13 protein-coding genes are annotated in these 12,183 nt (G+C 62.4%); 5 read left to right on the top strand and 8 right to left on the bottom strand.

Translation table 11 applies throughout. The features are described 5' to 3' along the window. Positions 1-109 precede the first annotated feature (109 nt). The gene (gene cls / locus NRS07_RS18580; protein ID WP_259209650.1) at positions 110-1,387 is read right to left on the bottom strand and encodes a cardiolipin synthase; all 1,278 of its coding nucleotides are present in this window, start codon (positions 1,385-1,387) and stop codon (positions 110-112) included. A 71-nt stretch (positions 1,388-1,458) separates the two neighbouring features. Continuing rightward, positions 1,459-1,728, bottom strand: coding sequence for a GlsB/YeaQ/YmgE family stress response membrane protein (locus tag NRS07_RS18575; protein ID WP_020656446.1), 270 nt, complete (start codon positions 1,726-1,728; stop codon positions 1,459-1,461). 271 nt (positions 1,729-1,999) lie between these two features. On the opposite strand from NRS07_RS18575, the gene NRS07_RS18570 reads away from it, so the two are divergent. Continuing rightward, positions 2,000-3,505 (top strand): hypothetical protein, encoded by a 1,506-nt coding sequence (locus tag NRS07_RS18570; protein ID WP_259209646.1) that lies wholly within the window; start codon positions 2,000-2,002, stop codon positions 3,503-3,505. 93 nt (positions 3,506-3,598) lie between these two features. Here NRS07_RS18570 and NRS07_RS18565 read toward each other — a convergent pair whose 3' ends face one another. The 3 genes from NRS07_RS18565 to NRS07_RS18555 are packed head-to-tail and all read right to left on the bottom strand — an operon-like array spanning position 3,599 to position 5,325. Beyond that, positions 3,599-4,174: a YceI family protein gene (locus NRS07_RS18565; RefSeq protein ID WP_259209643.1), complete on the bottom strand. Its 576-nt coding sequence runs from the start codon at positions 4,172-4,174 to the stop codon at positions 3,599-3,601. A 48-nt stretch (positions 4,175-4,222) separates the two neighbouring features. Continuing rightward, positions 4,223-4,780 (bottom strand): YceI family protein, encoded by a 558-nt coding sequence (locus tag NRS07_RS18560; protein ID WP_259209641.1) that lies wholly within the window; start codon positions 4,778-4,780, stop codon positions 4,223-4,225. Next, positions 4,777-5,325: a cytochrome b gene (locus NRS07_RS18555; protein WP_259209638.1), complete on the bottom strand. Its 549-nt coding sequence runs from the start codon at positions 5,323-5,325 to the stop codon at positions 4,777-4,779. The genes NRS07_RS18560 and NRS07_RS18555 overlap by 4 nt, the downstream gene beginning before the upstream one ends. A 199-nt stretch (positions 5,326-5,524) precedes the next feature. On the opposite strand from NRS07_RS18555, the gene NRS07_RS18550 reads away from it, so the two are divergent. Next, complete coding sequence (locus NRS07_RS18550) at positions 5,525-7,480, top strand: TonB-dependent siderophore receptor (protein ID WP_259209636.1); 1,956 nt, start codon at positions 5,525-5,527, stop codon at positions 7,478-7,480. A gap of 58 nt (positions 7,481-7,538) precedes the next feature. Here the strand turns inward: NRS07_RS18550 and purB are convergent, their stop codons facing one another. After that, complete coding sequence (gene purB, locus NRS07_RS18545) at positions 7,539-8,930, bottom strand: adenylosuccinate lyase (RefSeq protein WP_259209634.1); 1,392 nt, start codon at positions 8,928-8,930, stop codon at positions 7,539-7,541. Positions 8,931-9,098: 168 nt separating this feature from the next. On the opposite strand from purB, the gene NRS07_RS18540 reads away from it, so the two are divergent. Both NRS07_RS18540 and NRS07_RS18535 read left to right on the top strand, forming a co-directional pair. Continuing rightward, the gene (locus NRS07_RS18540; RefSeq protein WP_259209632.1) at positions 9,099-9,713 is read left to right on the top strand and encodes a glutathione S-transferase N-terminal domain-containing protein; all 615 of its coding nucleotides are present in this window, start codon (positions 9,099-9,101) and stop codon (positions 9,711-9,713) included. Then, on the top strand, positions 9,710-10,639 hold the full coding sequence (locus tag NRS07_RS18535) for a PfkB family carbohydrate kinase (protein WP_259209630.1): 930 nt from the start codon (positions 9,710-9,712) through the stop codon (positions 10,637-10,639). The genes NRS07_RS18540 and NRS07_RS18535 overlap by 4 nt, the downstream gene beginning before the upstream one ends. 99 nt (positions 10,640-10,738) lie before the next feature. Here the strand turns inward: NRS07_RS18535 and bfr are convergent, their stop codons facing one another. Then, positions 10,739-11,209, bottom strand: a complete 471-nt coding sequence (bfr, locus tag NRS07_RS18530; protein WP_259209628.1) for a bacterioferritin — start codon at positions 11,207-11,209, stop codon at positions 10,739-10,741. Between the two features lie 247 nt (positions 11,210-11,456). After that, entirely contained in the window at positions 11,457-11,666 is a 210-nt protein-coding gene (locus tag NRS07_RS18525; RefSeq protein ID WP_259209625.1) for a bacterioferritin-associated ferredoxin, read from the bottom strand. A gap of 255 nt (positions 11,667-11,921) precedes the next feature. Between NRS07_RS18525 and NRS07_RS18520 the strand changes: the two genes are divergently transcribed. Beyond that, positions 11,922-12,179: a FeoA family protein gene (locus tag NRS07_RS18520; protein ID WP_259209624.1), complete on the top strand. Its 258-nt coding sequence runs from the start codon at positions 11,922-11,924 to the stop codon at positions 12,177-12,179. The last annotated feature ends 4 nt before the right edge of the window (positions 12,180-12,183 follow it).

Below are 12,183 nucleotides of genomic sequence, written 5' to 3'. Positions count from 1 at the left end.
CTTCATGAGCACCCAAGAGTATCGGCAATACGTATCCTCAACGTCAAGCACTATGTCGCCTGCGCGAATTAAATGCTTGCTGTTGCATGCGGTTTTGCCGGGATACGCATTACAGCTGGGCCTTGACCAGCGAGGCCAGACCGGTGGTCACGCGCTGCCACCACGGGCGTTTGCGGAACGATTCCTTGGTCACTTGTTTCGACAGGCGCCAGTCGGCCTCGAAGATGGCTTCCTGCCGGCGCGCGAAGGCCGGGTCGAGGACATTCAGGTTGGCTTCGTCGTTGATGCTGAACGAGCGGTTGTCGAAATTGGTGGAGCCAACCGACACCAGCAACGTATCGACGATCAAGCCTTTCACGTGATACATGGTGGGCTGGTATTCGGCGAGTTTGACGCCGGCCGCCAGCAGCTCGGGCCAGCGCTCGCGCGAGGCCGCCTTGACCAGGTCGGAATCGATGTGTTCGCCCGGCATGAGGATGCGCACCCGTACGCCGCGTTTGGCCGCTTCGATCAGGGTGCGCACGGTCAGGTCGTCGGGGACGAAATAGGCGGCCGACAAATCGATCGTATTGCGTGCCGAGGTAATGGCCATCAGGTACATCAAGTGCATCGATTCGCTGCCGCCGGTGGGCGAACTGGCGAACATCTGGGCCGGCATGGTGCCAACCACCTCCAGTGCCGGGAAATAGTCGGGGCCGTCGAGCACGGTGCCGGTGGACTTGAGCCAGTTATCGTTGAACACGGCCTGCATCTGGCCCACAACCGGACCTTCGATGCGGTAATGGGTATCGCGCCAGTGATTTTTGTCTTGGGCATTGCCGCGCCACTGGTCGGCGATTCCGACGCCGCCGGTAAATCCGACCTTGCCGTCGACAATGAGCAGTTTGCGGTGGGTGCGGTTATTCAGGCGTGCCAGCTTCCACCAGACCGGCTTGTGGTAGCGCTGCACTTGCACTCCAGCAGCCTCGAGCGCATCGATCTGCGCCAGGTCCATCTTCATGCTGCCCATGAAATCGAGCATCAGGTGCACCTTGACACCGGCGCGTGCGCGCTCGGCCAGGGCGTCGGAAAATTCCTGTCCAATTGTTTCTGACCAATAGATATAGGTTTCGAAAGTAATGGTTTTTTCGGCAGAACGGATCGCCTCCAACATCGCGGGAAAGATCTCGTCGCCATTGAGCAATGCATCGACCTTGTTGCCATCGAGGATGGGCGGCCCGAGCAGCACGCCGAGCGAACGGCGGAACTGCGGATCGTTGGTCTCGTATTGATGGGTGAGACGGGCTTCGATCTGCTTTTCACTGGGCATGAAATTCAATGCGAGTACGCCCAGGACAAGGCTGGCGGCACTGGTGATCAGGACGATCCAAAAGACTTTTGCGGACATTTGTACTCTCAAATGTAAAAAAACCAACGCATAAAGCGTTGGTTTTTAGTAATGGCTACCCACTAAAACTATTAACGAACGCGGCCGCGACGCAGCAGGTTCACGATAGCCAGCAGGATGACAGCGCCCAGGAACGAGACCAGCAGCGACGACACGCTGAAGTCGTCCGAGTTGATGGTGCCCGAGCCGAACAGTGGCGACAGCAGCCAGCCGCCCAGGAATGCGCCGACGATACCAACAACGACATTGAGAATCATGCCCTGCTCTGCATCGGTCTTCATGACCATGCTGGCGAGCCAGCCCAAGATACCACCGACGACGATCCAAATGATAAATAACATGGCTTACCTCCTTCAAAGTGAGAAAACATACCCCCAGGCCCGTTTATTGCCGTGACCATGTTGACAAGTTTAGGGACGCGTCCCCATCAGGTCGGTGCGGCAACGAACGTTAGACGGCGAATCGCATCGGCCGTTCTTCTTAATTTACAAACAAGCAGGCAGAGTGCGTCAGCGAACAGAAGAGCTGTTGTGTTGCGGAATATTGTTAGTTCACTTGCAAGACATTAACTGTTTGCACGACCACGCAATTGAACCTCTGAAAGGATTCGCCATGAGCAGCTACGATTCGAAGAACAACCAGAATTCCCGTATGGTCACCGGCCTGTTCCCTGACCGTGCCAGCGCCGAACGCGCCTATAACTCGATCTCGACCCGCGGCTACACCAAAGACGACGTCAACCTGATGATGTCGGACGATGCGCGCAAAACCCATTTCGCCGACACCGATACCGAGCTGGGCAGCAAGGCTGCTGAAGGCGCGGGCATCGGCGCCGGCATCGGCGGCACCATCGGCGCAGTGCTGGCCGGTATCGCCGCAGTCGGCACCACGCTGGTACTGCCAGGCCTTGGCCTGGTGGTGGCCGGTCCGTTGGCGGCAGCCCTGGCCGGCGCTGGCGCCGGCGGCCTGACCGGCGGCCTGATCGGCGCGCTGATCGGCGCCGGCATTCCCGAAGACCGCGCAGCACACTACGAAGAAGGCATCAAGCAAGGCGGCATCGTGATGGGCGTGAATGCCCGTTCGGACGACGATGCGCGTCATATCGAACAATCGTTCACCGATGAGGGCGGTAGCCATGTCATCGGTGCCGGCCTGGGCGCCGTTGGTGGTGCCGTTGTCGGTGCCGGCATCGGCTCGATGGCTGGACCGGTCGGTACCGTTGCTGGCGCCGCCATTGGCGCCGTCACCGGCGGCATGGCCGGCAAGGGCGTGGGCGAAGTCGTCAACCCGAAAGCGGGCGACGACCTGTCTGAACACTACCTGGCCAAGGGCACCGGCGCTGGTACCGGCGCGGCCGTGGGCGCCGTCGCAGGCGCTGCCGCTGGCCCGATCGGCATGGCGGCTGGTGCGATCGTCGGCGGCCTGGCGGGCGGCGCAGCTGGCCGCGGCGCGGGCGAAGTCGTCAATCCGAAGGCGAACGACGACCTCAATGACCATCACCTGGCGCAAGGCATCGGTGCAGGCGGCGGCGCTGCCGCCGGCGCTGCGGTGGGCTCGATCGCCGGTCCGATCGGCACCGCTGCCGGTGCAGTCATCGGTGGCCTGGCAGGCGGCGCAGCCGGCCAGGGCACGGGCGAAGTCATCAACGCCAAGCCTGGCGACGAACTGCGTGACCATCACCTGGGCACCGGCGTTGGCGCAGCCGGCGGCGCAGCAGTGGGCGGCACCGTGATCGGCGCTGCCCTCGGCGGACCGATCGGTGCGGTGGCTGGCGCTGGCATTGGCGCCGCCGTCGGCGGCATGGCTGGCAAGGGCGTGGCCAAGCTGGTCAATCCAGCGGAAGAAGAAGCCCACTGGCGCACCGAGTATCAGACCCAGCCGTACTACACGCCTGGCTATACCTACGACGACTATGCACCCGCCTATGCGCTGGGCTACACCGGCGCTGGCCGCTATCCAGGCGGCTACGACTCGCACGAGAACGAACTGTCGAGCGAGTGGGAGCGTACCAAGGGCGCTTCGCGCCTGAACTGGGAACAGGCCAAGCTCGCTTCGCGCGCCGCATGGCACAAGGTCGAGCGCGCCATTCCGGGCGACTTTGACCGCGACGGCCGTTAATCGGCATTGCCGCCGCCTGCAAGGGGCGGCAAGATAAAAAAGCCTCGCAGCCGTTCTGGCTGCGAGGCTTTTGTTTTATGCAGTGCCGGTGGCTTACTGTTTGACGGCTTCGACCTGGATCAGCAGCTTTACTTCCGGCGAGAAGCGCGGCAGGCCAAAGTTGATGCCGTAGTCGCTGCGCTTGAACTGGGCAGTGACGTCGGCGCCGCAAACTTCGCGCTTGAGCATCGGGTGCTCGATGCACTTGAATTTGTTGATGGTCATGGTCAGCGGCTTGGTCACGCCGTGCAGGGTGAAGTCGCCCTCGGCCGAGGTCGGCACGTCGCCGGTGAACTTGATTGTCTTGGCTTTAAAGGTCGCGGTCGGGAATTTGGCGACATTGAAGATGTCTTCTTTCTTGGCGTGCTCGTTCATCTTCTCGTGGCCGAAATCGACGCTGGTGGTATCCACCGTGATATCGATCATGCCGGTCTTGGCCGCACGGTCGAGGGTGACCGTGCCTTCGGTCTTGTTGAACTTGCCGCGCCAGACCGAGATGCCCATGTGATCGGCTTCGAAGCTCGGGTAGGTATGGTTCGGGTCGATCTTGTAGGTGTCGGCGGCGAGGACTGCGCCGGCGCCGAAGGTGCTTACTGCGGCCACGGCCGTGATCAGATGCTTGATTTTCATGTGAACTATTTCCTTATAGGGTGGTGTGTAATGAGCGCAACTTCTTGATCAGGGAACTGCAGTCAGGCGGAACCTGATGACTACTTCATCGGCGACCATGCTCGTGTCTTTCCACTCGCCTTCGCCAATATTGAACGCCAGCCGTCGAATCGGCAACTGGCCTTCGAACACGTGTTTTCCGCCCGCCGTCTTCATGGTCAGAGGAAAGCTCACATTGGCGCTGCGGCCCTTGATGGTCAGCTTGCCAGTAACATTGAATTTTCCGGCGCCGGCCGGTGCGATCGCGCTCGAGACGAAGCTCGCCTTGGGAAACTGCGCGGCATTGAACCATTCTTTCTTGGCTACTTCTTTGTTGTATTCCGGATCGCCCAGGTCAAGGCTGGCCGTGACGATGTCGACCTGCGCCTTTGAGGCGGCCGGCTGGGCGGCGTTGTAGTCGATCACGGCGGTGAAGCGGGTGAAGCGCGCTTCGACCGGCACGCCCATCTGCCTGAATACGGCCGACACGCTGCTGTGGGCCGGATCGGTCTTGAGCGGGACGGCGCTGGCGCCGATGGCGGTGCCGGCAAGCAGCGAAGCGAATAACAGGCTCTTGAAAGGTGTCATCGGTGTTCCTTTGCAGTAGAAAAGGGCAGCATGCGCGCCATCACGCCGTCGCGGTCGACCAGCCAATGCTTGAGCGCAGCAGCCACATGCACGCCGACCAGCACGGCGAGCAGCATGGTAAGCCAATAGTGGACATCCTTGAGTACCAGCTTGAGCGCCGGATCGGCGCCGATCAGTACCGGCAGGTCGAATACCCCGAAATACACCACCGGAACGCCCGCGGCCAGGCTATAGAAATATCCTGACAGCGGCACCCCGAACATCAGCAGGTACAGCAACCAGTGCAGGCCATGCGCGGCGCCGCGCTGCCAGGCCGGCAGCGGGTCGGCATAGGCCGGAGGATGCTGCAACAGGCGCCACAACAGGCGCACCGCAGCCAGGGCCAGAACCGTCACCCCGGCCCATTTATGCCACGAAAAGTATTTCAGCTTGGTCGGGGTCAGGCCCGGGATATCGGTCATGACCAACCCGAGCGTGAAGGTGGCGATGATCAGCAGTGCCATCGTCCAGTGCAGCACGATGGCGACGGTAGTGTAGCGATGCATGTTTCTTTTTTTGAAATTTGTACGCGTTCGAACTAACTATACCAGTGTTCATCTTCTGCTGCTGCCCCGGATTATTTTTCACCGGAACACGAGCATGGTAGGGTTTTTATACCCGCAGGCAAGTTCCAGAATGTAAAATTCACCAACATAGCCGTTTATCAAACTTGCTGACGGCATACATGTTTCACGGAGCAGCATCATGATCATCAAGCTTACCTTGTCGAAGCCGTCCTGCGTGGGGTTGCCTGCCACCCTGGCAGCCTGCATCGGTGCCGCGCTGGCGCTGCCGGCCATCGCGCAAGCTCAGCACCTGGCCGACCTGTCGATCGAAGAGTTGGCCAATATCCAGGTGACTTCGGTGTCGAAAAGGCCGGAGCGGCTGCACGATGCGCCGGCCTCGGTCTTCGTGATCACCGCCGACGACCTGCGCCGTTCCGGTGCGCGCAGCCTGCCGGAAGCACTGCGGCTGGCGCCCAACCTGCATGTGGCGCAAAGCTCGACCTACAGCCACGCGATCAGCGCGCGCGGCCTCAATGGCAGCAATACCGGTTTTCCGAACAAGCTGCTGGTGATGATCGACGGCCGCTCGGTATATGCGCCGGTGTTCTCCGGCGTATTCTGGGATATGCCGGACGTGATGCTCGAAGACGTCGAACGCATCGAGGTCATCAGCGGGCCGGGCGGCACGATGTGGGGCGTGAACGCCGTCAATGGCGTCATCAATATCACCACCCGTTCGGCCCACGCTACCCAGGGCAGCCTGGCCGCCTTGCGCGCCACTACCAACGGCGCCGACGCCGCCTTCCGCCAGGGCGGGGGATCGGGCGACGCCAGCTGGCGGGTATACGGCAAGGTGCTACAACGCTCGAACAGCGAGAACGCCGCCGGCGCGCGCCTGAACGATGCCTGGCGCCAGGCCCAGCTGGGCTGGCGCGCGGACTGGGAGCGCGGCAGTGATACCTTTAGCCTCAACGGCAACGTGTACCGTGGCCAGCCCGGGCAGCCCGCGCCCGGTGAAGTGCCGGTCACCGCTAGCGCACTGCGGCTCGGCGAAATCGACACCGAAGGCGCCAACCTGAGCGCGCACTGGGAACATGGCTTTGACGGCGGCTCGCGCCTGTCGGTGCAGGCCTACCTCGACCATACCCGGCGCGCGGTGCCGCTGGCGTTTACCGGATCGCTGCAAGTCGCCGACCTGCAGCTCGAACACATGCTGCCGCAATGGGGCCGCCACAGCTTGATGTGGGGAGCGAACTTGCGCCACAGCTGGGACCATGTCGAGGGCAGCGAGGTGTTCGCCTTCCTGCCCGCCAAACAGCAGCAGACCTGGGCCAGTCTATACGCGCAGGACGAGGTGGCGCTGCGTCCCGACCTGAGCCTGACCCTGGGTGCGCGCATCGAGCGCAATAGCTATACCGGTATTGAATTGTTGCCGACAGCGCGCCTGGCCTGGCGCCTGGCACCGGGCCATACCGTCTGGAGCGCGCTATCGCGCACCGTACGCGCGCCAACCCGGCTCGACGTCGATGCCTTTATTCCGGCCCGTCCGCCGTATTTGCTGCGCGGCGGACCGCAGGTGCGCTCGGAAGTGGCGCGCGTGGTCGAACTGGGCTATCACAGCCAGCCGCTGGCCGGCCTGTCTTACTCGGCCACGTTGTTTCACAACCAGTACGACCACTTGCGTACCCAGGAAATCGACCCGACCCGGACCTTTTTCACCTTTGGCAGCCTGATGCAAGGCGAGGCGAGCGGCATGGAGATGTGGGGCAGCTACCAGCTCACCAGGAGCTGGCGCCTGACGGGCGGGTTCACCGCGCTGCACGAGCGGCTGCGCCTGAAGCCGGGCAGTAACGACCTGGCCGGTCCTGGTACCGCCGGCCGGGATCCGGAGCATACGCTGCAGCTGCGCTCGCACTACGCTGTCGACGAGCGGCGTGAAGTCGATGTGGCGCTGCGCAAGGTGGCGGCGCTGGAGAATCCGGCAGTGCCCGACTACTGGGCACTGGATGCGCGCTTCGGCTGGCGCCTGGCGCCCAACCTGGAATTGTCGCTGGTGGGCCAGAACCTGAACGGCGGCCATGGGGAAAATGGTCGGCGCGAGACCCGTGCCGAGCTTGGACGCCGGGTTGGCGTCAAGCTGGTGTGGACCAATTAATCACCTTGCCGGTGATGCGCCGACACAGCGCAGGCAGGGCAGGATCTGCCCTACCTGCTTAGATGGCCTTGGCCAGCTCCGCCGCCAAGCCGATGTAATTTGCCGGCGTCATTTGCAGCAGCAGTTCTTTGGCCTCTTGCGGAATCGCCAGCTTGCCGATGAACTCCTGCAGCGCGTCGCGGGTGATGCCCTTGCCGCGGGTGAGTTCCTTCAACTGTTCGTACGGATTCTCGATGCCGTAGCGGCGCATCACGGTCTGCACCGGCTCGGCCAGCACTTCCCAGTTCGCATCGAGGTCGGCTTCCAGGCGTGCGGCGTTGACTTCCAGCTTGTTCAGGCCGCGCAGGCAGCTGTCGTAGGCCAGCAGCGTATAGCCGAAGCCGACGCCGATATTGCGCAGCACCGTCGAATCGGTCAGGTCGCGCTGCATGCGCGAGACCGGCAGCTTCTCGGCCATGTGGCGCAAAATGGCGTTGGCCAGGCCCAGGTTGCCCTCTGAATTCTCGAAGTCGATCGGGTTGACCTTGTGCGGCATGGTCGACGAGCCGATTTCGCCGGCGCGCAGCTTCTGCTTGAAATAGCCCAGCGAAACATAGGTCCAGATGTCGCGGTTCAGGTCCAGCAAGATGGTGTTGGCGCGCGCGATGGCGTCGAACATCTCGGCCATGTAGTCGTGCGGTTCGATCTGGATGGTGTACGGGTTGAACACCAGACCCAGGCGCTGCTCGATCACCTCTTGCGAGAATGCCGGCCAGTCGAAGTCCGGGTAGGCTGCCAGGTGGGCGTTGTAGTTACCCACGGCGCCGTTCATCTTGGCCAGGATCTCGACGTTGGCGATGCGCAGGACAGCGCGCTGCAGGCGCGCCACGACGTTGGCGAATTCCTTGCCCAGCGTGGTCGGGCTGGCGGTCTGGCCATGGGTGCGCGAGAGCATCGGCAGCGCAGCATTGGTGTGCGCGATCTCGGTGAGCCGGGCGATGATGGCCTGCAAGGCTGGCAGCAGCACGCCGTCGCGCGCGGCCTTGAGCATCATGCCGTGCGAGGTATTGTTGATGTCTTCCGAGGTGCAGCCAAAGTGGATGAATTCGCTCGCCGCCACCAGCTCCGGCACATCCTTCACCTGCTCCTTGAGCCAGTATTCGACGGCCTTGACGTCGTGGTTGGTGACCGCTTCGATCTCCTTGATGCGGGCCGCTTCTGCGTCGCCGAAGTTCGCGGCCATCTGCTCGAGGTGGGCATTGGCTTGCGGCGAGAACGGCGCGATCTCGGCAAACCCGGCCTGCGACAGCGCCTGCAGCCAGGCGATTTCGACTTTCACACGGTGGTGCATGAAGCCTGCTTCCGACAGGATCGGGCGCAGCTTGTCGGTTTTCGACGCGTAGCGGCCATCGAGCGGGGACAGGGCAGACAGGGTAGCCGACTTGGCAGGGGAGGGGACGGTAGAGGTCATGGCGGGCGGTCCGTGCAAAAACGCGGATTTTACCACCGGCGGCGGCGCGCAGCCCCGCCACGCGCCCGATCGCGGCCGCCGCACCGACACGCCCGAGAGCCGCCGGGAGCAGGTTGCGGCCCTGATGCCGATGCTATACTTGCAGCCATTCTTCTTATGTGAGCACGTATGAAACTCATCGGTTCCGTCACCAGTCCCTTCGTGCGCAAGGTCCGCGTCGTCATGGCGGAGAAGAAGCTCGACGTCAGCTTCGAGCAGCAAAACGTCTGGGTTCCTGAGACCACGATCCAGGAGCTCAACCCGCTCGGCAAGATTCCCTGCCTGGTCATGGAAGACGGCAGCACGCTCTACGATTCGCGCGTGATTGTTGAATACCTCGACACCGTTTCCCCGGTATGCAAACTGCTGCCGGCCAGTGGCCGCGAGCGCACCGATGTCAAGGTATGGGAAGCATTGGCCGACGGCGTGCTCGATGCTGCCGTGCTGGTCTTCCTGGAACGGCGCGAACGGGCGCCTGAAGAGCAAAGCGCCAAATGGATCGAGCGCCAGCTGGGCAAGGTGCACGCCGGCTTGAGCGCGATGTCCGGCAAGCTGGGCGAGTCGGCCTATTGCATGGGCACCCACTACACGCTGGCCGACGTGGCGGTCGGCTGCGCGCTGGGCTGGCTGGCGTTGCGCTTTCCAGACATTGACTGGCGCGGCGACTACCCGAACCTGGCGCGCCTGCACGATAAACTGTCCGAACGCGCGTCGTTCCGCGACACCGTGCCGGTGTCGGCGTGAGCGTGCCCGCCACCACCGTGGTGTTTGGCGAGGCGCTGGTCGACGACTTCACCACCGAGCAGGTCGTCGGTGGCGCGCCGCTGAACGTGGCGCGCCACCTGGCCGCCTTCATGGCACCGCAGCTGATGGTCACCCGCATCGGCAACGATGGGCCGGGCCAGGCCGTGCGCGCCGAGTTCGAACGCTTCGCGATGAGCGACGCGGGCCTGCAGCTCGACGCCATCGAAGAGACCGGCCGGGTGCTGGTCGAACGTGGTCCACGCAGCCACCGCTTCACCATCCTGCCATGCCAGGCCTACGACTTCATCGACCTTGCGCAGGCCCAGAAGGCAGTCGACAGCGCGCAGCCCGGCATCTTTTATTTCGGCACGCTGGCCCAGCGCAACGCGTGTTCGCGCGCCAGCCTGCACGCGCTGCTCGATGCCACGGCGGCGCTACGCTTTCTCGACCTGAACCTGCGCGATGGCCAGGTCGACGAACGCTGCGTCACCCGTTCGCTGCAGGCAGCGAACATCGTCAAGGTCAATGAAGAAGAACTGCAGTCGCTGTTCGGTTGGTATTTCCAGATAGCGCCGAACGCTCCCGCACTGTCGGCCGAAGAGGTGCGTGCCTCCTGCGGCGCGCTGCTCAAGATGTTCGCGCTCGACGCGCTGATCGTCACGCTCGGGCATCGCGGCTCGGTGTACTTCGGCGCCGATGGCGGCGTGCTCATGAACCGCGATACACCGCCCCCTCCGTTTGTCATCGACACAGTGGGCGCGGGCGATGCGTTCTCGGCGATTTTCCTGCTGGGCACGATGCGCGGCTGGCCGCTCGAACTTACGCTGGCGCGGGCCAACGAGTTCGCCGGCGCGATCTGCGCGATTCCCGGCGCGGTGCCGCGCGACCTGGGGTGGTATGACGGGTGGATGGTGAAGTGGCGCTAGCGCGCTGTCGGCATGTTGGGCCTGTGTTGCGGACGCGGTAAACGCCGATCCCCGGGTAGCCGGGGATGGCGGTACGGCAAGGCGTCAGGTAGTGCGTGATTATTCGCCGATCTGGCTCTGCAGATAATTCTGGATCCCGACCTTCACGATCAGGTCGAGCTGCGTCTCCAGCCATTCGATATGCTCTTCGGTATCTTCGAGGATCATCAGGAACAGGTCGCGGGTGACGTAGTCGGCAGCCGCTTCGGAGGCGGCAATCGCCTCCTTGACCGTCACATGGGCCGCGCGCTCAAGCTTCAAGTCGCATTCGAGCATTTCCTGGGTCGATTCACCGATCAGCAGCTTGTGCAGCGCCTGCAGGTTCGGCAGGCCATCGAGCATCAGGATGCGGTCGATGATCTTGTCGGCATGCTTCATTTCGCCGATCGATTCGTCGTATTCCTTCTTCGCCAGGCGGCTGAAGCCCCAGTGGCGGTACATGCGGGCATGCAGGAAGTACTGGTTGATTGCGGTAAGTTCGTTGGTCAGCTGCGCATTGAGCAGACGGAGAACGTTCTGGTCGCCTTTCATGTGGTGCCCTTGATATTGTGGTGATCGATGCGCTCCATGATATCAAACAAGCAGGCCGAATCTCGGATCAACTGCGTGCAAAATCCTGAAAAAAGCGGGCTAACGACGAGAAAAACGGTGGAATCGAGCCTGAATAGCAAGCGTTCTCACTCCACAAGCAGAATGCTTCTCAGTCCCCGGTGGGTGGCCGGAATGGGGAGCGAAAAAAAGCCCGCCGCGTGGCGGGCCCGGGCATCGCTGCGGTGACTCAGGCCGCTTGCGGCAGGCGGCGTACTTCGGTGATCGTGGTCTGGCTGTCGAGATGCTGATTCAGTACTTCGCGGGCATAGCTGACGCAGGTGCCGCACATGGTGCCTACGCCCAGTTCGCGGTGCAGTTCGGCCACCGACGAGATGCCGAGGTCGATCGCCTGGCGGATTTCGCGGTCGGAGATGTTGTTGCAGACACAGACGATCATCGCTTCGTTTCCCTTGCAGCTGAGCTAGTGCGGACTTGGTAATTTGCCATTTGAAATGAGAATCAATCTCATTCGTGTTCTATTCTCTCCAAACTCGACGGCGATTGCAACCGATTTTTGCCTTTCCGCCGCACTATTTTCGGCCTGTGGTCAAAGCGTAAATAGAAATAATTCGCATTTAGGTTTATGATGCACTTAGTTGTCTCATCAGCGCTACAAGTCCTACTCCACAGCCTCACATTCCCGGACGCGACCATGACTCTTGCATCTTCCCTGACCACGCTCGACGCCCTGCTGCCGGGCCAGAGCGCTACCGTGATCCACCTGGCACCGAGCCGGCAAGAAGATGGCACCGACGTCCAGCGCCGCCTGATGGAGCTCGGCTTCGTTCCTGGCGAGCGGATCCGCGTGCTCAAGCGCGTCATGGGTGGCCCGCTGGCGGTCAAGGTGGGCGAATCGACCTTTGCGCTGCGCCGTTTCGAAGCGGCCCTCGTGTCGATCAAACCGGAATAAACGC

The sequence above is a fragment of the Massilia sp. H6 genome (assembly GCF_024802625.1).
Classification (GTDB): Bacteria; Pseudomonadota; Gammaproteobacteria; order Burkholderiales; family Burkholderiaceae_D; genus Telluria.
Note: the sequence above shows the minus strand (reverse complement) of the source record. Positions and strands in the feature narration are given on the sequence as shown.

Bases quoted from the DNA above. Each gene is read 5' to 3' on its own strand.
- cls (WP_259209650.1), bottom strand. From the start codon at position 1,387: ATGTCCGCAAAAGTCTTTTGGATCGTCCTGATCACCAGTGCCGCCAGC.
- NRS07_RS18575 (WP_020656446.1), bottom strand. From the start codon at position 1,728: ATGTTATTTATCATTTGGATCGTCGTCGGTGGTATCTTGGGCTGGCTC.
- NRS07_RS18570 (WP_259209646.1), top strand. From the start codon at position 2,000: ATGAGCAGCTACGATTCGAAGAACAACCAGAATTCCCGTATGGTCACC.
- NRS07_RS18565 (WP_259209643.1), bottom strand. From the start codon at position 4,174: ATGAAAATCAAGCATCTGATCACGGCCGTGGCCGCAGTAAGCACCTTC.
- NRS07_RS18560 (WP_259209641.1), bottom strand. From the start codon at position 4,780: ATGACACCTTTCAAGAGCCTGTTATTCGCTTCGCTGCTTGCCGGCACC.
- NRS07_RS18555 (WP_259209638.1), bottom strand. From the start codon at position 5,325: ATGCATCGCTACACTACCGTCGCCATCGTGCTGCACTGGACGATGGCA.
- NRS07_RS18550 (WP_259209636.1), top strand. From the start codon at position 5,525: ATGATCATCAAGCTTACCTTGTCGAAGCCGTCCTGCGTGGGGTTGCCT.
- purB (WP_259209634.1), bottom strand. From the start codon at position 8,930: ATGACCTCTACCGTCCCCTCCCCTGCCAAGTCGGCTACCCTGTCTGCC.
- NRS07_RS18540 (WP_259209632.1), top strand. From the start codon at position 9,099: ATGAAACTCATCGGTTCCGTCACCAGTCCCTTCGTGCGCAAGGTCCGC.
- bfr (WP_259209628.1), bottom strand. From the start codon at position 11,209: ATGAAAGGCGACCAGAACGTTCTCCGTCTGCTCAATGCGCAGCTGACC.
- NRS07_RS18525 (WP_259209625.1), bottom strand. From the start codon at position 11,666: ATGATCGTCTGTGTCTGCAACAACATCTCCGACCGCGAAATCCGCCAG.
- NRS07_RS18520 (WP_259209624.1), top strand. From the start codon at position 11,922: ATGACTCTTGCATCTTCCCTGACCACGCTCGACGCCCTGCTGCCGGGC.